We start from the raw sequence: 20,525 nt of genomic DNA on the forward strand, positions 1-20,525 counted from the left end.
TCAGCCCGTGCGGCGCGCCGCCATCTCCGCCGCGAGCAGCAGCGCGGCGCGGCTGGCGCCGATCGAGGCGATGCCCTGGCCCGCGATGTCATAGGCAGTGCCGTGCGCGGGCGTGCAGATCGGGAACGGGAAGCCGCCGAGCAAGGTCACGCCGCGATCGAACCCCATCAGCTTCATCGCGATCTGCCCCTGGTCGTGATACATCGTCAGCACCGCATCGAAGGCGCCGCTCTTTGCGCGCAGGAACACGGTGTCGGCCGGAAACGGCCCTTCCGCGGCAATGCCCTCCGCCTGCCCGGCAGCGACCACGGGCGCGATCGCGTCGATCTCCTCGCGGCCGAAATTGCCGCCGTCGCCCGCGTGCGGATTCAATCCGGCGACCGCGATGCGCGGCCGCGCAAAGCCGGCATTGCGCATGCAGGCGTCGGTGAGCCTGAGCGCACGATGGATGCGTTCGCCGGACAGATTTGCCGCGACGTCCTTGAGCGGGATGTGCGAGGTGACGCGCGCGTTCCAGAGCCGGTCGAGCACGTTGAATTCGCTTGCGGGCGTCCTGAGCCCGACGACCTCCGCGGAAAACGCGATCTCGTCGTCATATTCGGCACGGGCAAGCCGCATGGCCTGCTTGTTGAAAGGCGTGAAACAGACGGCATCGACGCGGCCCTCGCGGCCGAGCTCCAGCGCGTGCCGGTAGTTGGCCAGCGCGAATTTCCCGCCGGCAAGGGTCGCTGTTTTCGGCTCGACCTCCTTGGGATCGAGGTGGCCGAGATCGACGAACAGCGCCTCGCCCTTCGCCGCGCGCAGATCGGCCCCCTGCTCCACCGTGACAAGATCCGGCTTGAGGCCCGCAACCCGCGCGCCTTCGTCGAAGATGCGGCGGTCGCCGATCACGGCGATCCGGCAGCGCGCGCGGATGTCGTCCTGCACCACCAGCTTCGCCGTCAGCTCCGGGCTGATGCCCGCGGGATCTCCCATCGCCAGTGCAATGAGCGGCTTTGCGGTCATATGATCACCTTCTCCTGAGTGGTCTCGTTGGCATTTGGCGCAGGCTTGCGCAGCAGGCGCGCGAGCTGCAAGACGAGCGGCAGCAGCAGCAGCGCTATGCCGCCCAGGATCAGGCACGTCACCAGCTTGTTCGCGAAGAAGATGCCAAGCGAGCCCTTCGACAGCAGCATCGACTGGCGGAACGCATCCTCGGCCTTGTCGCCGATGACGATGGCGAGCACCAGTGGCGCCAGCGGATAGAACAGCTTCTTGAAGAGATAGCCGACGATGCCGAAGCCGAGCATCATGACGACGTCGAGATAGGAGTTCGACACCGAATAGGCGCCGACGACGCAGATGATCACGATCAGCGGCGCGATGACGACGAAGGGAATCCGCATCAAGGCGGCAAAGACCGGGACGGTCAGCAGCACCAGGACGACGGCGACGATGTTGCCGACATACATCGAGGCGATCAGGCCCCAGACGAAGTCCTTCTGGTCGACGAACAGCATCGGGCCGGGATTGAGGCCCCAGATCATCAGGCCGCCCATCATGACGGCCGCGGTGGCCGAACCGGGGATGCCGAGCGAGAGCATCGGCAGCAGTGCACTGGTGCCGGCGGCGTGGTCGGCCGTTTCCGGCGAGATGATGCCCTCGACCTCGCCGGTTCCGAAATAGCGGCCGCGGCGGGAGAAGCGGCGGGCGATGCCGTAGCTCATGAAGGACGCCGCGGTCGGGCCGCCCGGCGTGATCCCCATCCAGCAACCGATCGCGGCGCTGCGCAGCAGCGCAACGCTGTGGCGCGGCAGCCGGCCGACGGCACGGAACACCTCGCGCCAGTCGATCTTGGAGGAAACGGCGCGGGCGTGAAACTCCTCCTCGACCGCGACCAGGAGCTCGCCGATGCCGAACAGGCCCATCACCGCCACGACGAAGTTCACGCCCTTCACCAGCTCGTCCACGCCCATGGTGAGGCGCACGCTGCCGGACACCGTGTCGATGCCGATGGCGGCGATAGCAAAGCCGATCGCGAGCGCCACCACAGTCTTGATCGGGGCCGCGCCGCCCATGCCGACGAAGCTCGCAAAGGCCAGGAAGTAGACCGCGAAATACTCCGGCGGTCCGAACGCCAGCGCGACCTGCGCCACCCAGGACGCGAGGAAGGTGATCAGGATGACGCCGATCAGCGCGCCGAAGGCCGCCGAGCCGAAGGCGGTGGCGAGTGCCGTGGTCGGCCGACCGTCGCGCGCCATGGGATAGCCGTCGAAGGTGGTCGCGACGGAGGACGGCTCGCCCGGGATGTTGAACAGGATCGAGGTGACGGAGCCGCCGAACAGCGCGCCCCAATACATGCTGGAGAGCAGGATGATCGCCGACACCGGCTGCATGCCGAAGGTGAGCGGCAACAGCAGCGACACCCCGTTCGGCGCGCCGAGGCCGGGCAGCACGCCGACGAGAATCCCGAGCAGCACGCCAATCGCCATCAGCAGCAGGTGCGGCACGGTGACCGCAATGGTGAAGCCGTGCAGGAGCTCCGAAAGATTATCCATCGGCCTCCCCCTCAGAATCCGAGCGCGGCGGCCAGCGCGCCGTGCGGCAGGCTGACCTGGAACATGCGCTCGAACACGACGTAGAGCGCCAGCGCCGTGGCCGCCGCCATGACCAGCGCGCGCGGCAGCGATTGGTGCCTTGGGATTGCCAGCACGGCGAAGACGTATCCCGCCGACGCCAGATACATGCCGAGCAGCGGGATCGCGGCGACGAAGATCGCAGCCGGCACGAACAGGCCGGCCAGGCGGCGCAGCTCGAGCGGCGTGATGGCGATGGGCACGTTTGCCAATGACGCCGCGGGCAGTACACCCCGCACCAGATTGTAGAGGCTGCCGAGCACGACGATGATCCCGGTCAGGAACGGAAACGTGCCGGCGTCCACGCCCGCGCTCGACCAGCCGATGCCGTTGTCGAGGCTCTGGGCCACCACGGCCACGCCAAAACTGCCGGTGAGGATTGCGGTCGCTAGTTCGAGGGCGCGACGCGAGATCATGGCGTGGGTCCTCTTGAAGGGTGGGCTATCGTAGGTGACGGCGGGGAGCCTGCCGAACATGCTCGGCCTGCATGGTTCGAGACGCCCGCTCTGGCGGGCTCCTCACCATGAGGGTCTGACATCGCGCCGCAAAGCGCGACCTCATCCTGAGGGCCCGCCGTAGGCGGGCGTCTCGAAGGATGGCCGCAAGCAACCTGCCCGCCCCGCCTCACTTGACGAGCCAGCCCTGCTCGCCCGCGACCTGCCTGACGTGCTCGAGATCCTCCTTGATGAACTTGTCGAACTCGGCACCGGTCAGGAAGGTGTCGACCTGGGAGGTCTTCTCGATGTAGTCCTTCCACTCGGGCGTGGCCTGCACCTTCTTCATGAGGTCGACATAGAACGCGGCCTGCTCCGGCGTGACCTTGCCGGGCAGCCACACGGTGCGCGGCTGTTCGTATTGCTTGATGTCGAGCCCCTGCTCGACGCAGGTCGGAACGTCGCTCCAGCCTTCGGTCGCGGTCACCTTGGCCCCTTGCGGCAGCCGCTTCGGGCTGAACACGCAAAGCGGGCGCTGGGTGCCGCCGCGCCACTGCCCGATGCTTTCGCTGGGATTGTTGACGTGGGAGTCGAGGTGGCCGCCAGCGAGCTGCACGGCGGTCTCGGCGCCGCTTTTGAAGGGGATGTAGGTCAGCTTGACCTTGCCGGCCTTCTCGATCATGCGGGTCAGCACCTCGTCGGTGTCCTTGGACTGCGCGCCGCCCATCTTGAATTCGCCCGCTGCGGCCGCCTTCAGGTAGTCGCCCGCATTCTTGTAAGGCGCGTCCTGCTTGACCCAGAGCAGGAACTCGTCCTGCGCCATCGCCGCGATCGGGGTGAGATCGGTGTAGTTGAAGGCGACCTTGGAGACGAGCGGCTGCTGCCAGGCGTTCGACGTGCCGAAGATCACCTTGTAGGGATCGCCGGCGGAGGCCTTGCCGTAGACATAGCCCTCGGCCCCGCTGCCGCCGCCCTTGTTGACGACGACGATCGGCTGCTCCGTCAGCTTGTGCTTGGTGATGATGTTCTGCACCGCGCGCGCGAGATTGTCGGTGCCGCCGCCGGGACCGGCGGTGGCGACGAATTCGATCGGCTTTTGCGGCTGCCAGGCGGCGAGCGCCGGCATCGTGCCGGCGAGCACGGCTGCGGCCGCGGAGAACAGAAATATTGACGTCCGACCCATGATTTCCTCCAGCTGATTTTTGTCTTTGTTCTTGTCAGTCGTATCGGGGTCCGGTCAGGCGACGCGTTCCTCGCGCATCCTGGCCGCCGAAACGATCGCGCCTTCTTTTTCGAGCGCTTCGATCTGCGTCTTGTCGAACCCGTATTCGGCCAGCACCTCGCGGGTATGCTCACCATAGACCGGCGCGCCTGCCGCCACTTTGCCTGGGGTCTCCGAAAACTTGACGGGAAGCCCGATCGTCTTCACCGGGCCGAGCGTGGAATGCGCGACCTCGACCACCATCTCGCGCGCCAGCGTCTGGGGATCGCTGAGGGCTTCCAGCATGTCGTGCACGGGGCCGCATGGCACGCCCTTCTCGTTGAGCGCCGCCAGCCAATGCGCCCGCGACCTGGTGCGGAAGCGCTCGCTGAGGACGGCCTCGAGCTCCTTCAAATTCGCCATGCGGTCGGACCCATTGACGAAGCGCGGATCGGCCGCGAGCTCGCTCGCGCCCAGCGCCTCCAGCATCAACAGCCAGTGCTTCTTGTTGGCGCCGCCGACCACGAGCCAGCCATCCGAGGCCTCGAACGCCTGATACGGCGCGTTGAGCGGATGGGCCGAGCCCATGGCACGCGGCGCGGTGCCCGCGGCGAGCGCGATGGTCGACTGCCAATAGGTCTGCACCAGCGCGGCCTCGTAGAGCGAGGTCTCGACCCACTGCCCCTCGCCGGTCTTGAGGCGATGGGTGTAGGCGGCCAGGATGCCCATGCTCGCGAGCAAGCCGGCGGTGATGTCGGACAGCGGCGGGCCGCATTTGACCGGCGGGCCATCCGGGCGCTCGCCGGTGAAGCTCATGATGCCGCTCATGGCCTGCGCCACCAGGTCGAAGCCGCGGCGGTGCTTGTAGGGGCCGGTGCGGCCGAAGCCGGACAGTGAGCAATAGATCAGCGATGGATGTTGCTTGTGCAGATCCTCATAGCCGAAGCCGAGGCGCTCCATCGCGCCCGGCGCAAAATTCTCGACCAGCACGTCGGCATCCGCGATCAGGCGTCGCAGCACCTGCTTGCCGCCCTCGGTCTTGAGGTCCACCACGATGCCGCGCTTGTTGCGGTTCATCATCAGGAAGGACGCCGCCTCGTCGCCGATCTTCGGCGGCACCGAATGGCGGGTATCATCGCCGTTCGGCGATTTCTCGATCTTGATGACGTCGGCGCCCATGTCGGCGAGCATCAGCGTGCAGGTCGGCCCGGCCATCACATGGGTGAGATCGACGACCTTGAGGCCGGCCAGCGGTCCGGAACGGCGAGCAGCGGATTGCGAATTATGCATCGGGGCGTCCTATTCGCCGCGCCATTGCGGCGCGCGCTTGTTGAGGAAAGCATCGAGCCCTTCGCGAAAATCCTGGCTCGTGTAGCACATCAGGATGAGGTCCTCGCCCTCGTCCTGCGTCAGCCGGCGTTGCAGGCGCGCCACCGCCTGCTTGGTCGCATTCAGCGTCAGCGGCGCGTGGCTGGCGAGCAGCCGGGCGACCTCGTCCGTACGCCTGTCGAGCGCGGCGAGGTCATCGACGACCTCGCCGAGCAGCCCGACGCCGACGGCCTCGGGGGCGTCGACCAGACGCGCGGTGAAGATCAGATCCTTGACGCGGGCGGCGCCGATCAGCGCCGTGAGACGGCTGACATTGGACATCGACAGGCAGTTGCCGAGCGTGCGGGCGATGGGAAACCCTATCTTCGCGCTTCTGGTGCCGATGCGGAGGTCGCAGGCTGCGGCAATGCCCGCGCCGCCGCCGGTGCAGAAGCCGTTGATCGCGGCGATGGTCGGCACGCGGCACTGCTCGAGCGTGGTGAGCACGCGATCGATCCGGTTCTCGTAGTCGATCGCGTCCTGCGGCGTCCTGAACTCGCGGAACTGGTTGATGTCGGTGCCGGAGGCAAAGGCCTTGTCGCCGGCCCCGCGCAGCACCAGCACCTTGATCCCAGGATCGCGGTCCGCGTCCTCGCAGATCGCCGCGAGGCGCTCGTACATGGCGAAAGTGAAGGCGTTGCGGGCCTGCGGGCGGTTGAAAGTGATCCGCCCGATGCCGTCCTTGCATTCAAAAACGAGGTCGTCCGCCTCCGGAGCCAGGTCCATTTCCTCATATCCTCTTGTTTTTTACATTTTTGAATGCAAAATTTGCGATTAGCAAGCCGGAACTTCCAGATTTCGACTGGTTACTTCGATTTTGCATTCAAACTGGAGCCTCAGCCCCATGCTTCATGAGGAGGTCGTCGGCCGTATCCGCGCCATCCTGCTCGACGGCGAGATCCCGCCGGGCGCGCGGATTCCCGAGCGCGAGCTGTGCGAGCGTCTGCAGATCTCGCGCACGCCGCTGCGCGAGGCGCTCAAGGTGCTCGCCGCCGAAGGCCTCGTGCAGCTCCTGCCCCATCGCGGCTCACGCGCGGCGAAGCTGACCGACAAGGACATGCGCGACCTGTTCGAGGTCTGCCAGGGGCTCGAAGCCCTCGCCGGCGAGCTCGCCTGCGAGCGCATCAGCGACGCCGAGATCGGCGCCATCGCCGCGGCGCATGACGAGATGGTGCGGCATTATCGCGACGGCGATCTGATCCAGTATTATCGCGGCAACCGCGCCATTCACGAAGCCATCGTCAGTGCCGCCGGCAATCCCGCGCTGAGCGGGGTCTACGCGTCCGTCACCGCGCGCATCCGCCGCGCGCGCTATGTCACGCCGATGACGCCGCAGCGCTGGGCGCTCGCCGTGAAGGAGCACGAGGCGATCCTCAACGCGCTGCAGCGGCGTGACGGCGCTGGTCTCTCCCACATCCTGCGTGCGCATCTGCGCCACAAGCGCGAGGAAGTCCTGCAGGCGGGTTTTGCCGAGACTGATGCAAGTGATCTCACGCTGCGGATCGCGTGAGATTTCCGTCGGGCGAATTTTGCGAACACAATCGCGACACAATCATTGATTGTTTCTTACTCGCGCAGCCATCAACGCAATCCGTTTCCTCTTGCGAGCTCGTCTGAACCAGCGCAGCATCGCGTCGGCTCATAGCCGCATGTCACGCACGAAAAATCGTGCGGATCAAAACACAAAATGGAGGAACGAATGACACTCGATGTCTCGCGTCGATCCCTGCTCGCGCTTGGCGCAGGACTTGGTGCCAACGCCTTGCTCGGCAGCAGTGCGATGGCGCGCGCCCCCAAGCTCGGCACCCAGACTCCCTACTGGCATCGCTTCATTCTCGGCGATGCCGAAGTGACGGTCGTGTCCGACGGGCCGTTGCCGCTCGGCGATCCCTCCGGCACCTTCACCGGCGTCCCCAAGGAAGACGTGAAGAAGATGCTGTCGGACAACTTCCTGTCGCCCGACAACGTCGTGCTGGAGCAGAATTCCCCGATCGTGAACACCGGCGACAAACTAATCCTGTTCGACACCGGCATGGGCTCGTCCAAGCTGTTCGGCAACACCACGGGGCGGCAGCAGAAGAGCATGATGGAGGCCGGCATCAAGCCCGAGGATATCGACGCCGTGGTCTGCTCGCACGCGCATATCGACCATATCGGCGGCATCGTGGATGCCAACAACAAGCCACTGTTCCCGAACGCGCAAGTTTACATCTCCCAGACCGATTTCGATTTCTGGACCGACGAAGGCAAGATGGGCAGCGCGGCCAAGGACTTCGTCGTGCACGCCCGCAAGAACCTGTTGCCGGTGCGCGACCGCATCGTCTTCTTCAAGGACGGCCAGGAATTCCTGCCCGGCGTACAGGCGATTTCGGCGCCCGGCCATACCGTCGGCCACACCATCTTCATGGTCTCCTCGGCCGGCAAGTCGTTCGCCTTCCTCGGCGACCTCTCGCACCATTCGGTGCTGCTGCTGGAGCGGCCGCGGATGGAATTCTCCTACGACAGCGACCCGAAACAGGCGGCGGAATCGCGCGTCAAACTGCTGACCATGCTCGCAGCCAACAAGACGCCGGTGATGTCCTATCACTTCGCCTGGCCGGGCTACGGCCATGTCGCCAAGGCCGGTGAAGGATTCCACTATTATCCCGAACCGATGCAGATGACGCTGTAGGGGGCGACATCAAGCCCGGGTCGCACGCGTGCGGCCCGGGCCGATCCTCCGATCGCTTGCGCGAGCACAGGGACACGATCCCTGACCCATTCGCGCCGTCCGCGCTTCCGGAGCATTTTCCGGCAAGGCAGGCCCGTTCCAGGCAAGCGCCGGCCGCATTGCTCGGGTAAAACTCGCCTCGCATCATCGTCATCGACGCGAGAGCGCAACGTCCCATCGGCCTTGCCCCTCACGTTCGAAAAATGCGCAGGAGACTTGCCATGAAGATCGTCGTGATCGGCGGCAGCGGATTGATCGGGTCCAAGGTTGTGGCGAAGCTGAAGCAGCAGGGACACGAAGCGGTGGCGGCCTCGCCGAAGACAGGCGTGAACGCCGTCACCGGCGAAGGCCTCGCGGCCGCACTGGCCGGCGCGGACGTCGTGGTCGACGTTGCCAACGCGCCGTCCTGGGAGCCCGCCGCCGTGCTCGAATTCTTCCAGCAGTCGAGCAAGAACCTCGCGGCGACGGAGGCCGCAGCGGGCGTCAAGCATCACGTCGCGCTGTCGATCGTCGGCACCGAACGCTCGCCCGACATCGCCTATTTCCGTGCCAAGCTCGCGCAGGAGGTCATCGTCAAGGCATCGCCGGTGCCCTACTCGATCGTGCGCGCCACCCAGTTCTTCGAATTCCTCGGCGCCATTGCGGACATGGGCGTGGCTGACGGGCGAGTCGTAGTGCCATCGGCGGCGTTCCAGCCGATCGCGTCCGACGACGTGGCCACTTGCCTTGCGGAGGTCGCGACGGGACGGCCGCTGAACGGCACCATCGATCTCGCGGGACCTGAAAAGGCGCCCTTCAACGAGTTCGTTGCGCGCCGCCTGAAAGCGGCCGGCGACAGCCGTCAGGTCGTGGGTGACGCCAAGGCCGGATATTACGGTTCTCCGATCGTCGACACCTCGCTGGTCCCGCTCGGCGAGGCGCGGCTCGGGAAGACCCCGCTCGCGACATGGCTGGCGACGGTCTGAAGCCCCACAGCAATGAAGGACACATCATGCGCAGATTGTTGATCACGACGGCGGTCTACGCCGCATTCTTGCTGCCGGCCCAGGCCGCCGAGACGCCGCTGGCGGCGAAGTCGGCCAAGGTGACCGTGGTGTTCGACCAGGCGCTGCCGAACGTTCCGGGCAAGAGCATGAAGGGCGTGCTGGTCGAATATGGTCCCGGCGGCTCCTCGCCGGCCCACACCCACGCGCGCTCCGCATTCATCTACGCGACGGTGCTCGAGGGTGCGATCCGAAGCCAGGTCAATGACGGTCCCGCCAAGGTGTATCAGAAGGGCGAGAATTTCTCCGAGAAGCCCGGCGATCGCCATGCCGTCAGCTCCAATGCCAGCGACACCGAGCCTGCGAAGCTGCTTGCCGTGTTCGTGGTGGACACGGCGGACACCGAGCTGACGACGCCGATCAAGTAACGCGCCATTCGGCAGTCCACCACAGCGGCCGGGTTGATGGCGGCATCCGTCCGCATGCCCTGAAATATCCGTCTGACCAGCATGGAAGATGAGGCCGGCGCAGAGCGGACGCGATCTGCGCCGCCCAGAGACAGCCTCGTTTTTCCGATCTTCGTAATATCGATAAATCCGATTGTAACCGCGCATATTATTCGTTTGTCAAAACCATTCTCCTGCGTAGCCTGAGTGGCGCAATCGCCAGTGGCTCGAACGGGCCGCCAAAAAATGGCGAAGCGAGGAGGATGGGATGACGACGACGCTCGACGCATCGGGAATGCCTTCACATTCGCTGCTGCCTTTCCTCGATCGCGAGCACACGATCGCACGTCCCGGCTACAGCCGGTGGATGGTTCCGCCCGCGGCGCTCTGCGTTCACCTCTGCATCGGGCAGGCCTACGCCTTCAGTGTCTTCAACCTGCCGATGACCAAGTTGATCGGCATCACGCAGTCGGCATCGGGCGACTGGAAGCTCACGGAGCTCGGCTGGATCTTCTCCATTGCGATGGTGTTCCTGGGCCTGTCGGCCGCGGTGTTCGGACGCTGGGTCGAGGAAGGCGGTCCGCGGCGGGCGATGTTCACGGCCGGCCTCGCCTGGGCAAGCGCGTTCCTGATTTCGGCGCTCGGCGTGCACCTTCACAGCCTCTGGATCATCTATCTCGGATACGGCGTGATCGGCGGCTGCGCTCTCGGCATCGGCTACATCTCGCCGGTCTCGACGCTGATGAAATGGTTTCCCGACCGGCCGGGCATGGCGACCGGCATGGCGATCATGGGTTTTGGCGGCGGCGCGCTGATCGCCTCCCCGTTCTCCGTCTGGCTGATGAGCAAGTTCGCGAGCGCGCACGATGCCGGCGTGCTGGGCGCCTTCGTCACGCTCGGTTGCGTCTACTTCGTGTTCATGATGGTCGGCTCGGCCATCGTGCGCGTGCCGGCACCGGGCTGGAAGCCGGAAGGATATGTGCCGCCGGCAACGGCCACCAAATTGATGACGAAGAACGACGTGTTCGTCTATCAGGCGATCAAGACGCCGCAGTTCTGGCTGATCTGGATCGTGCTGTTCTGCAACACCACGGCCGGCATCGGCGTGCTCGGCCAGGCCTCGGCGATGAGCCAGGAGATGTTCCCCGGTCACATCACCGCGGTCGCGGCAGCCGGTCTCGTCGGGCTGATGAGCCTGTTCAACATGGGCGGACGCTTCAGCTGGGCGTCCTTGTCCGACTTCATCGGGCGCAAGAACACCTATTTCGTCTACATGCTGCTCGGCATCGCGCTCTACGTCACCGTGCCCTATGCCGGTGCGAACGGCAACGTCGTGCTGTTCGTGCTGTGCTTCCTGATCATCGTCAGCATGTATGGCGGCGGTTTCTCCACCGTGCCGGCCTATCTGCGCGACATGTTCGGCACCCGCTATGTCGGCGCGATCCACGGCATCCTGCTGACGGCATGGTCCATGGCCGGAATCGCAGGGCCGGTGCTGATCAACTACATCCGCGAGTACAACGTCACGCACGGCGTGCCGAAGGCGCAGGCCTACAACACCACCATGTACATCATGGCCGGACTGCTCGTGGTCGGCTTCCTCGCCAATCTCTGCGTTCGCGCCGTCGACAAGCGTCATCACATGAAGGACGAGGACACCGCAGGTCTGGAGCCGGCGCGCGCGGCCTGACGTTCGGACGATCACAAGGAGGCGACCATGACCACGACATCACGAAGCGAGGCGTCATTCTCCCGATTGCTGCTGAGCTGGGTTTCCTATCGCGTGTCCCTCGCGATGGCCTCGATCAGGCCGGTGCATCGGGCCGGCGAGATCGCGGCCGTGGCTGCCGCGAGCAACAATCCCGCGGGGGCGTGACATGATGCAGGACGTTCAGACGGCCAGGACCACGCCGCTGCAACTGGCGCTGGCCTGGAGCTTTGCAGGCATCCCCCTGCTCGCGGGCGTGATCCAGACCCTGCTCAACGCCATGAAGCTGTTTCAGTAGGCAAGCCGCCGATGCCATCCACGGACACCCGCAGGGCGCCCCTCGCCGGCGCGCGCCAATTGATCGCCGACGAAGGCTTTGCCGTCTGCATGTTGATCGCCGTGACCGCCGCCGCGATCCTGGCCTTCGGCTTCGATGCGACGTCGGACATCGTCGTCGCGATGTTGACGGTCGGCGCGGTGACGGCGCTCGCAGAGACGCGCCTGCACAAGCGCGGATAGCCTCGAACCGGACGTCAGCGGCGCCTGCGCGGGCCGCGCACCGGCATTTCCGCCACGCGCCTGGTCTGCTCGGCGGCGAGATCGCGCATCAGCGCGATTGCGCTCTGCACGTGATCATCCGGCTGGTCCACCGAATAGACCACATAGGCCGGCATCGAGAATTTCGGCGCGCCGGCCACGAGGTGCAACCGCCGCGCTTTCAGCAGCGGCGCGACAATGCGGTGCGCGAAATAGCCGGAGCCGCCGTTCGCCAGGACGTGTTGCAGCCCGAGCCAGCCGATATTGGCCGACAGCGCAGGTCCCGCGAAATTGGGAAAGACGGCGCTGTGGCGCGCGTAGAACTCCGGGCCCCAGTCGACATAGACGTAACCGTCCTGCGGCTCGGGATCGCTCTTCGGGTTGGTCGAGACCAGCACCAATTGCTCCTCGAACAGCAACTCGACCTTGAGGCCGGGGCGGCTTTGCGGCGTGTACATCACCCCGATATCGATGCGCCCTTCCACCAGCCCCTGCATCAATTCGGGTTCAAGGGCGCTCTCGGCGCGAACGGAGATTTGCGGATTGGCGGCCTGCATGCGCGGCACCCAGAGCAGCAGAAACTCCTCCCAGATGCCGATGCGGCCGCCGACCACGAGCGCGCCGCTAAATCCCTTGGGCACGCCGACGTCGTGCCGGGCCTGTTCGACGGTGCGCACGAGTGTCGTGGCGTGGCGCTGAAACTGACGGCCGGCCGCCGTCAGCGCGGCGCCGGCCTTGTTGCGCACGAACAGCGTGCAGCCGAGCAACTCTTCGAGGGAGTGAATCCGCGTGCTGACGGTGGACTGACTGACATGCAGCCGCTCGGCGGCGGTGATGAAGTTGCCGGTCGCGACCACGGTCAGGAACGTACGCGCGAGCTCGGTGTCCACGGCGCCCCCTCACATCGACTTTGTCGATATGAAAGGCGCTTACGTGAAAGATGTCAAACCGAGCAGGTCCCGCTCAGCATCCCAGCCTGTCGGCGATACCGCCAAAGTCCTTGGCGACGATGTCCCAGTTGCCGGTCGCTTCGAAATCCACCTTCTGCAGCGGGCCGTATTCCGTCGGCCGCGCCACGAAGGCGGTCTTCAGCCCATTCTTCTGCGCGGCGGCGAGATCGCCGTTGTGGGCGGCAACCATCATCACCTCTTCCGGCTTGAGGCACAGAAGACGCGCGGCGCCGAGATAGGTCTCGGCATCCGGCTTGTAGTGCTCGAACAGCTCGGCCGACATGATGAGGTCCCAGGGGAGCCCGGCAAACTTCGCCATGTTGGTAAGCAGCGCCACGTTGCCGTTCGACAGCGGCGAGATCACGAATTTCGTCTTGAGGCGGATCAGGCCGGCGACGCTGTCGGGCCAGGGATTGAGGCGGTGCCAGCCCTTGGTCAGATGATCGAGATCCGCGTCGGTGAGCCCCTTGATCGCGAACTTCTCGACCAGCTTCTCCAGCGAGCGGCGGTGCAGATCGTCGAGCATGACATAGCCGCGCTCGGGGTGCTTGCGCACGTCGTCCATGGAGGCGACATACATCCCGCGCCAGCCGTCGACCAAAGCGGTCCAGTCGGCGCTGATGCCGCGGCCCTTCGCCCACCACATGAAATCGGTGATGAGGCTGGTGCGCCAGTCCACGACCGTGCCGAACACGTCGAAGACGAGGGCTTTGACGGCGGAGAGATCGGACATGGGCGCTTCCTCTGTTGTTGTTTTTTCTTTCCGGGGCCAAGGGACCGCGCAGGGCGCGGCCCGGAGACCCCGGAATCCAGAAGTTGTGGCGCGAGATTCCGAGTTCGCCGGACCGTGCCTTGCGCTGGTCCCGCCGCCCCGGAATGACAGCGTGCGTCAGTCCAGATGGAACTTCGCGAGCTCGCGGTGCTCGGCCTTGATGTAGCGCACGGTGCCAGTGACGGAGCGCATCACGACCGTCTCGGTCTCGATGACGCCGTCCTTGCGGAACTTCACGCCCGAGAGCAGCGAGCCCGTGGTGACGCCGGTGGCGGCGAACAGGCAGTCGCCGCGCGCCATGTCCTCGATGCCGTAGATCATCTTGGGATCGTTGACGCCCATCTTGGCGGCGCGCTCGACCTTCTCGCCGGAATCGAGGATCAGCCGGCACTGCATCTGGCCGCCGATGCAGCGCAGCGCCACGGCTGCGAGCACGCCTTCCGGCGCGCCGCCGGTGCCGAGATACATGTCGACGCCGGTGTTGTCGGGGTCGGCGCAGTGGATCACGCCGGCGACGTCACCGTCGGTGATGAGACGCACGGCCGCCCCGGTCGAACGCACGCTCGAGATGATGTCGGCGTGGCGCGGACGGTCGAGCACAAGGACGGTGATGCCATCCGGCTTGACGCCCTTGGCCTTGGCGAGGCGGCGAACGTTGTCGGCCGGGCTCGCATCGAGCTCGACGACGCCCTTGTCATAGCCGGGGCCGATCGCGAGCTTCTGCATGTAGACGTCGGGCGCGTGCAGCAGCGTGCCGCCGTCGGCCATCGCCATGGTGGCGATCGAGCCCGGCATGTTCTTGGCGCACAGCGTGGTGCCTTCGAGCGGATCGACGGCGATGTCGACCTTGGGGCCGGCCTTGAGGCCGACCTGCTCGCCGATGTACAGCATCGGCGCCTCGTCGCGCTCGCCCTCGCCGATCACGATGGTGCCCTGGATCGGCAGCTTGTTGAGCTCACGCCGCATGGCGTCCACCGCGGCCTGGTCGGCCGCCTTCTCGTTGCCGTGCCCGCGCAGCCGCGCCGACGACACTGCCGCCCGTTCCGTCACCCGCACGATCTCCAGCGTGAGAATGCGCTCGAGCAAGGCGTGCGGGGGGACTTCAATATGGGTCGACATCGGCTAACTCCTTCGAAACGGTTCTGGGCGGGACTCTCCGCCCACATCAACTCGTAACACCCACAGTTCGTTCGAACCGTGTCAGTTCTTCTCAATCCTGATGACCTGCGGCCGTCCGCTGATCACCTTGTCCTTCTGCACGGCGGCCAGCGCGCGGCGTACCGCGTCCTCATGCGTCGCATAGGTGATCAGGATGACGGGCACGGGCACCGCCTTGCCGTCGGCCGACGCAGCACCGCCATTGGGATGACGCTGCACGATCGACTCGATCGAGATCTTCTGCTCCGCAAGCCGGGTCGCGATCGCAGCCGCAGTGCCCGGGAAATCGCGCGCCAAAAGGCGGATGTAGTAGCCGCCTTCATGCCGCTCCATCGGCGCCTTCTTGGTGTCGCGCAAGTGCGAGATCGGCCGGCCGAACGGGTTGGCGCGAATGCCGCGCGCGACGTCGGCGATATCGGCGACGACGGCGGAGGCCGTCGCAGCACCGCCCGCGCCGGGGCCAACCAACGTGATCGGCGGAATGCCCTCGCCATCGATCGTGACCGCATTGGTGACACCCATCACCTGCGCGATCGAGGAGGATTTTGGAACCATGGTCGGATGCACGCGCTGCTCGATGCCCTTGGCGGTGCGAACCGCAACGCCGAGCAGCTTGAGCCGGTAACCGAGATCGTCGGCCGCGCGCAGATCTTCCGGCGCGATGGAGGAGATACCTTCGACATACACCGCGCTTTGAGCAACTTTCGTGCCGAAGGCGAGGCTGGCGAGAATGGCGAGCTTTTGCGCGGTGTCGTGGCCGTCGACGTCGAAGGACGGATTGGCCTCGGCATAGCCGAGCCGCTGCGCATCCTTCAGGCACTCGGCGAACGACAGGCCCTCCTGCTCCATCCGGGTCAGGATGTAGTTGCAGGTGCCGTTGAGGATGCCGTAGACGCGGTTGATGCCGGTTCCGGCAAGACCTTCGCGCAACGTCTTGATGACGGGAATGGCAGCGCCCACGGCTGCCTCGAAATTCAGCGCGCCGCCGTGCTTTTCGGCGGCCTTCGCCAGCTTGATGCCGTGCTTGGCGAGCAGCGCCTTGTTGGCGGTGACGACTGACTTGCCGGCAGTGAGCGCAGCCTCGACCGCGGAGAGCGCGGGATCGCCCGCGCCGCCCATCAGCTCGACGAAGCAATCGACCTCGGGATGCGTGGCGAGGGCAAGAGGATCCTTGACCCATTCGACGCCGCGTAGATCGACGGCGCGCTTCTTGGCCTTCGAGCGCGCGGTGACGGCGACGACGCGAATGCTTCGGCCGCTGCGGCCCGCGAGCACACGTCCCTGGGTTTCAATCAAACGGACGACTTCGGCACCCACGGTGCCAAGCCCCGCTATGCCCACTTTCAGGGGTGCGACCATGATGCTTTCAGAAAACCTGTCGAAGAGAAATCAGCGCCGATTGGCGAGCGGAACCACGTTGTGCAACGTTTCGATGCCGCTTTCAAGGAAGCGGCGCACGCCGCGCGCGGCCTGCCTGATCCGTTGCTCGTTTTCCACCATGGCGATGCGGACATATCCTTCACCATGCTCGCCGAAGCCGACGCCGGGCGACACCGCAACGCCGGATTTCTCCACCATCAGGGTCGCGAACTGCATGCTGCCGACGCTGCGGAAGGCTTCCGGCAGCGGCACCCAGGCGAACATCGAGGCCTCCGGCGGCGGAATCTCCCACCCCGCACGGCCGAACGATTCCACGAGCGCGTCGCGGCGCTTGCGGTAGGTGTCGCGCATTTCCTTGATGCAGTCGTCGGGACCGTTCAGCGCCGCGGTCGCGGCGACCTGCACCGGCGTGAAGGCGCCGTAATCGAGATAGGATTTGACGCGGGCGAGCGCTGCGATCACGCGCTCGTTGCCGACCGCAAAGCCCATGCGCCAGCCGGCCATCGAATAGGTCTTCGACATCGAGGTGAACTCGACCGTGACGTCCATCGCGCCGGGCACCTGGAGCACCGAAGGCGGCGGATTGCTCTCGTCGAAATAGACCTCGGCGTAAGCGAGATCGGACAGGATCAGGATCTCGTGCTTCTTCGCGAAGGCGACGAGGTCCTTGTAGAAGTCGAGGCTCGCGACATAGGCGGTCGGGTTCGAGGGGTAGCAGACGACGAGTGCGAGGGGCTTGGGGATCGAATGCACGATCGCCCGCTCCACCGCCTCGAAGAATTGCGGCGTCGGCTCGGAGGGCACCGAGCGGATCACGCCGCCCGCCATCAAAAAGCCGAAGGCGTGAATCGGATAGCTCGGGTTCGGACAGAGGATGACGTCGCCGGGCGCGGTGATCGCCTGCGCCACGTTGGCAAAGCCTTCCTTGGAGCCGAGCGTCGCCACCACCTGGGTGTCGGGGTTCAGCTTCACGCCGAAGCGGCGGGCATAGTAGGCGGCCTGGGCGCGGCGCAGGCCGGGGATGCCGCGGGAGGCCGAGTAGCGGTCGGTGCGCGGCTTGCCGAGCGTCTCCTTGAGCTTCTCCAGCACATGCGGCGGCGCCGGCAGGTCCGGATTGCCCATGCCGAGATCGATGATGTCGGCCCCGGCGTTCCGCGCGGCCGCCTTGGCCCGGTTGACCTGCTCGAACACGTAAGGCGGAAGGCGGCGGATGCGGTAAAATTCTTCCATGGCTCTCTGGGCTCCGGGCAACCGGTCAGGACAGAATCGACTGGCCACGCGCGCCCATCACAATGGCGCCCGTTCTGGCCGCTAAATGGCTCAAAATCAAATACTTAGAGCAATTTTCGGCGGCAGCGGCTGAAGTCGTTCGCCCTGACTCTCGGCTGAACCCTCGTCTTTTAGCACGGCAAGACGGGGGCGCCAGCGATTACCTTGCACTGCCTCATTTGGCATCTTTGGCGGCAACGGCCTGGCGGTCGCGCGCGGCGGCGAGCTCAGCCTCGATCTTGGCGCGCTGGTCAGGGGTGATGACCGCCTGATCGCGATCCGGCGGCAGATCATGCACCGGCAGATAGGTGCCGGGCTCCCTGGGATGTGCCTGCGCATCGGCAGGCGTGAGGTCCGCGAGCTGACTCGAACAGCCGCCCAGCACGAGCGCCGCCATCAGCAGCGCGCCGCGGATCGGCAGCGTCTTTTGCAGGTCCCATAACGCCAACACTTGGGAAATCCCCTACTCGTCCCAAAGCACGGCCCCGGGCAACCCTACCCGACCCCGCGCCCAAGCTCAAACCATTGCTGCCCAAATGGTGCGAGCGAGAAAACAGCCCGGCACTACCAAACCGAGCGGTGCGGCTTGATTATGACGGAACCAAGAAAACTTGTCGCAGTGCAGCACATCTTGGAGCGTGTTTAACGCCAAACGTGCGAGCTTCGCGGTGACGAATACGGAATGAGTCGTTACTGTTCTGCGTATGAGTACCGCCACGACCGACAAGCCCAGCTCCGGGGCAAACCCGTCCGAGACGAAGTTCGATGCGGAAGCCTTCGCGATGAATGTCGCGCGGGCGATGGAAAGCGGCGGGAAGGCCTTGGCCGCCTACCTCAAGCCGCGCGAGAGCGGCGAGGTGCAGGACCGCCCGCCGCCCGAGCTCGCCGAGGTCGTCAAGACCTTCACCTCGGTCGCCGAATACTGGCTGTCGGATTCGTCCCGCTCGTCGGATATGCAGACCAAGCTCGCCAAGGACTATCTCGACCTCTGGGGCTCGGCGGCACGGCGCATGGCCGGCCAGGACGCCGAGCCCGCGATCGCGCCCTCGCCGCGCGACAAGCGCTTTGCCGATCCGGAATGGAAGTCGAACCAGTTCTTCGATTTCATGATGCAGCTCTACCTGCTCACGGCCAGATGGGCGCAGGAGCTGGTGCGAGACGCCGAACTCGATCCGCAGACCCGCCGCAAGGCCGAGTTCTACGTCCAGCAGGTCACCAACGCGATCTCGCCGTCGAACTTCGTGCTGACCAATCCGGAAGTGCTGCGCGAGACGGTGGCGAGCAGCGGCGGCAATCTGGCGCGCGGCCTGAAGATGCTGGCCGAGGACATCGCGGCCGGCAAGGGCATGTTGAAGATCCGCCAGTCCAACCCGGACAATCTCGTCGTCGGCGTCAACATGGCGACGACGCCGGGCAAGGTGATCTACCAGAACGAGATGATGCAGCTGATCCAGTATTCTCCGACCACGGAGAACGTGCTGCGCACCCCGCTTCTGATCGTGCCGCCGTGGATCAACAAGTTCTACATCCTCGATCTCAAGCCGGAGAAGTCCTACATCAAGTGGTGCGTCGATCAGGGCATCACCGTGTTCGTGATCTCATGGGTCAATCCCGACAAGCGGCTCGGCAGCAAGAGCTGGGAAGACTACATGAAGGAAGGCCCGCTCACGGCGATGGACGTGATCGAGAAGGTCACCGGCGAGATGAAGGTGCACACGGCCGGCTATTGCGTCGGCGGCACCATGCTCGCGACCACGCTGGCCTGGCTTGCCGAGAAGCGGCGCCAGCGCGTGTCGTCGGCGACGTTCTTCGCGGCGCAGGTCGACTTCACCCATGCCGGCGATCTCCTCGTCTTCGTCGACGAGGACCAGATCGCAGCCCTCGAGCAGGACATGAAGGCGGCCGGCGTGCTCGAAGGCTCGAAGATGGCGATGGCCTTCAACATGCTGCGCTCCAACGACCTGATCTGGTCCTACGTCGTCAGCAACTATTTGAAGGGCCAGCAGCCGAGCGCGTTCGACCTGCTGCACTGGAATTCCGACGCAACGCGCATGACCGCGTCGAACCACTCTTATTACCTGCGCAATTGCTACCTGGAGAACCGCCTCTCGACCGGCACGATGGTGCTCGACAACACCCTGCTCGATCTCTCCAAGGTCAAGGTGCCCGTCTACAACCTGGCCACCCGCGAGGACCACATCGCGCCGGCGGAATCGGTGCTGTACGGTTCGCAGTTCTTCGGCGGCCCGGTGAAATATGTGCTGTCAGGCTCAGGCCACATCGCAGGCGTCGTCAATCCGCCGGCCTCGAACAAGTACCAGTACTGGACCAACGACAACATCAAGGGCGTCACGGTCGCGGACTGGATGAAGGGCGCGGTCGAGCACAAGGGCTCGTGGTGGCCGGACTGGCGCGAATGGCTGGGCGGGCTCGATCCCGAGGAAGTGCCGGCGCGCATCGTCGGGAGCGAGACGCTGCCCCCGATCGAGGATGCGCCCGGCAGCTACGTCAGGGTTCGCGCGTAGCGGACTCTGCCGCGCTCCTGTATAGACTCGCTCGCACCACAGCGACGACAGAGGGGACCGGACTATGACGCGCGAATTGTTCTGGCTGACACTGACGGTGATCCTGACCGGGATCCTCTGGGTTCCCTACATCATCAACCGCTGTCAGGTTCGCGGCCTCGGCGGCGCCATGGCCAACCCCACGCGCAGCGACAAGCCGCAGGCCGAGTGGGCGAACCGCCTGATGTTCGCGCACGACAACGCGGTCGAGAACCTCGTGATCTTCGCGCCGCTGGTGCTGATCCTGAACGCGATCGACTATTCCTCGAAATGGACCGTGCTGGCCTGTGCCGTCTATTTCTGGTCCCGCGTCGCGCATCTGATCGTCTACGCGATGGGCATCCCGGTGTTCCGCACCCTCGCCTTCACCGTCGGCTTCCTCGCCCAGGCCGTGCTGGCGCTGGCGATCTTCAAGGTGCTCTGAGCGCGC

Annotated in this window: 22 protein-coding genes; 10 read left to right on the plus strand and 12 right to left on the minus strand. The window is 65.4% G+C overall.

Annotated features, from left to right (window positions below; translation table 11 throughout):
• From JQ617_RS08600 to JQ617_RS08625, 6 genes are all read right to left on the minus strand, one after another.
• Complete coding sequence (locus JQ617_RS08600) at window positions 1–1,005, minus strand: 4-hydroxythreonine-4-phosphate dehydrogenase PdxA (protein WP_212025874.1); 1,005 nt, start codon at window positions 1,003–1,005, stop codon at window positions 1–3.
• Entirely contained in the window at window positions 1,002–2,537 is a 1,536-nt protein-coding gene (locus JQ617_RS08605; RefSeq protein WP_212025875.1) for a tripartite tricarboxylate transporter permease, read from the minus strand. The genes JQ617_RS08600 and JQ617_RS08605 overlap by 4 nt, the downstream gene beginning before the upstream one ends.
• 11 nt (window positions 2,538–2,548) lie before the next feature.
• Window positions 2,549–3,031: a tripartite tricarboxylate transporter TctB family protein gene (locus JQ617_RS08610; protein WP_212025876.1), complete on the minus strand. Its 483-nt coding sequence runs from the start codon at window positions 3,029–3,031 to the stop codon at window positions 2,549–2,551.
• A gap of 208 nt (window positions 3,032–3,239) precedes the next feature.
• On the minus strand, window positions 3,240–4,232 hold the full coding sequence (locus JQ617_RS08615) for a Bug family tripartite tricarboxylate transporter substrate binding protein (RefSeq protein ID WP_212025877.1): 993 nt from the start codon (window positions 4,230–4,232) through the stop codon (window positions 3,240–3,242).
• A gap of 54 nt (window positions 4,233–4,286) precedes the next feature.
• Window positions 4,287–5,540: a CaiB/BaiF CoA transferase family protein gene (locus tag JQ617_RS08620; RefSeq protein WP_212025878.1), complete on the minus strand. Its 1,254-nt coding sequence runs from the start codon at window positions 5,538–5,540 to the stop codon at window positions 4,287–4,289.
• 9 nt (window positions 5,541–5,549) lie between these two features.
• Complete coding sequence (locus JQ617_RS08625) at window positions 5,550–6,344, minus strand: enoyl-CoA hydratase/isomerase family protein (protein ID WP_212025879.1); 795 nt, start codon at window positions 6,342–6,344, stop codon at window positions 5,550–5,552.
• Between the two features lie 118 nt (window positions 6,345–6,462).
• Between JQ617_RS08625 and JQ617_RS08630 the strand changes: the two genes are divergently transcribed.
• The 8 genes from JQ617_RS08630 to JQ617_RS08660 all read left to right on the plus strand — a co-directional run bounded on the left by JQ617_RS08630 (window position 6,463) and on the right by JQ617_RS08660 (window position 11,984).
• Entirely contained in the window at window positions 6,463–7,128 is a 666-nt protein-coding gene (locus tag JQ617_RS08630) for a GntR family transcriptional regulator (RefSeq protein ID WP_212025880.1), read from the plus strand.
• A 189-nt stretch (window positions 7,129–7,317) separates the two neighbouring features.
• The gene (locus tag JQ617_RS08635; protein WP_212025881.1) at window positions 7,318–8,289 is read left to right on the plus strand and encodes an MBL fold metallo-hydrolase; all 972 of its coding nucleotides are present in this window, start codon (window positions 7,318–7,320) and stop codon (window positions 8,287–8,289) included.
• Between the two features lie 260 nt (window positions 8,290–8,549).
• Window positions 8,550–9,293 (plus strand): SDR family oxidoreductase, encoded by a 744-nt coding sequence (locus tag JQ617_RS08640; protein ID WP_212025882.1) that lies wholly within the window; start codon window positions 8,550–8,552, stop codon window positions 9,291–9,293.
• A gap of 26 nt (window positions 9,294–9,319) precedes the next feature.
• The gene (locus JQ617_RS08645) at window positions 9,320–9,739 is read left to right on the plus strand and encodes a cupin domain-containing protein (RefSeq protein ID WP_212025883.1); all 420 of its coding nucleotides are present in this window, start codon (window positions 9,320–9,322) and stop codon (window positions 9,737–9,739) included.
• A 286-nt stretch (window positions 9,740–10,025) separates the two neighbouring features.
• On the plus strand, window positions 10,026–11,447 hold the full coding sequence (locus JQ617_RS08650) for an L-lactate MFS transporter (RefSeq protein ID WP_212025884.1): 1,422 nt from the start codon (window positions 10,026–10,028) through the stop codon (window positions 11,445–11,447).
• Between the two features lie 27 nt (window positions 11,448–11,474).
• Window positions 11,475–11,633: a hypothetical protein gene (locus JQ617_RS08655; RefSeq protein WP_212025885.1), complete on the plus strand. Its 159-nt coding sequence runs from the start codon at window positions 11,475–11,477 to the stop codon at window positions 11,631–11,633.
• Between the two features lies 1 nt (window position 11,634).
• The gene (locus JQ617_RS40210; protein WP_283842041.1) at window positions 11,635–11,763 is read left to right on the plus strand and encodes an MFS transporter small subunit; all 129 of its coding nucleotides are present in this window, start codon (window positions 11,635–11,637) and stop codon (window positions 11,761–11,763) included.
• Window positions 11,764–11,774: 11 nt separating this feature from the next.
• Window positions 11,775–11,984 (plus strand): hypothetical protein, encoded by a 210-nt coding sequence (locus JQ617_RS08660; protein WP_212025886.1) that lies wholly within the window; start codon window positions 11,775–11,777, stop codon window positions 11,982–11,984.
• 14 nt (window positions 11,985–11,998) lie between these two features.
• Here JQ617_RS08660 and JQ617_RS08665 read toward each other — a convergent pair whose 3' ends face one another.
• From JQ617_RS08665 to JQ617_RS08690, 6 genes are all read right to left on the minus strand, one after another.
• A complete protein-coding gene (locus JQ617_RS08665; protein WP_212025887.1) occupies window positions 11,999–12,892 on the minus strand; it encodes a LysR family transcriptional regulator in 894 nt (297 codons plus the stop codon).
• Between the two features lie 73 nt (window positions 12,893–12,965).
• Window positions 12,966–13,685 (minus strand): haloacid dehalogenase type II, encoded by a 720-nt coding sequence (locus JQ617_RS08670; protein WP_212025888.1) that lies wholly within the window; start codon window positions 13,683–13,685, stop codon window positions 12,966–12,968.
• A 156-nt stretch (window positions 13,686–13,841) separates the two neighbouring features.
• Window positions 13,842–14,843, minus strand: a complete 1,002-nt coding sequence (glpX, locus tag JQ617_RS08675; RefSeq protein WP_063683709.1) for a class II fructose-bisphosphatase — start codon at window positions 14,841–14,843, stop codon at window positions 13,842–13,844.
• Between the two features lie 81 nt (window positions 14,844–14,924).
• Window positions 14,925–16,241, minus strand: coding sequence for a homoserine dehydrogenase (locus tag JQ617_RS08680; RefSeq protein WP_063683710.1), 1,317 nt, complete (start codon window positions 16,239–16,241; stop codon window positions 14,925–14,927).
• A 30-nt stretch (window positions 16,242–16,271) separates the two neighbouring features.
• Entirely contained in the window at window positions 16,272–17,492 is a 1,221-nt protein-coding gene (locus JQ617_RS08685; protein WP_063683711.1) for an LL-diaminopimelate aminotransferase, read from the minus strand.
• Window positions 17,493–17,706: 214 nt separating this feature from the next.
• Window positions 17,707–17,982, minus strand: a complete 276-nt coding sequence (locus JQ617_RS08690; protein ID WP_212025889.1) for a hypothetical protein — start codon at window positions 17,980–17,982, stop codon at window positions 17,707–17,709.
• Window positions 17,983–18,235: 253 nt separating this feature from the next.
• Here JQ617_RS08690 and JQ617_RS08695 point away from each other — a divergent pair, with 253 nt between their 5' ends.
• On the plus strand, window positions 18,236–20,056 hold the full coding sequence (locus JQ617_RS08695) for a PHA/PHB synthase family protein (RefSeq protein WP_212025890.1): 1,821 nt from the start codon (window positions 18,236–18,238) through the stop codon (window positions 20,054–20,056).
• Window positions 20,057–20,120: 64 nt separating this feature from the next.
• Window positions 20,121–20,519 carry an MAPEG family protein gene (locus JQ617_RS08700; protein WP_063683714.1) on the plus strand — a complete coding sequence of 133 codons (399 nt, stop codon included), beginning with the start codon at window positions 20,121–20,123 and terminating at the stop codon, window positions 20,517–20,519.
• The last annotated feature ends 6 nt before the right edge of the window (window positions 20,520–20,525 follow it).

The sequence above is a fragment of the Bradyrhizobium sp. KB893862 SZCCT0404 genome, assembly GCF_018130885.1.
Lineage (GTDB): Bacteria > Pseudomonadota > Alphaproteobacteria > Rhizobiales > Xanthobacteraceae > Bradyrhizobium > Bradyrhizobium stylosanthis.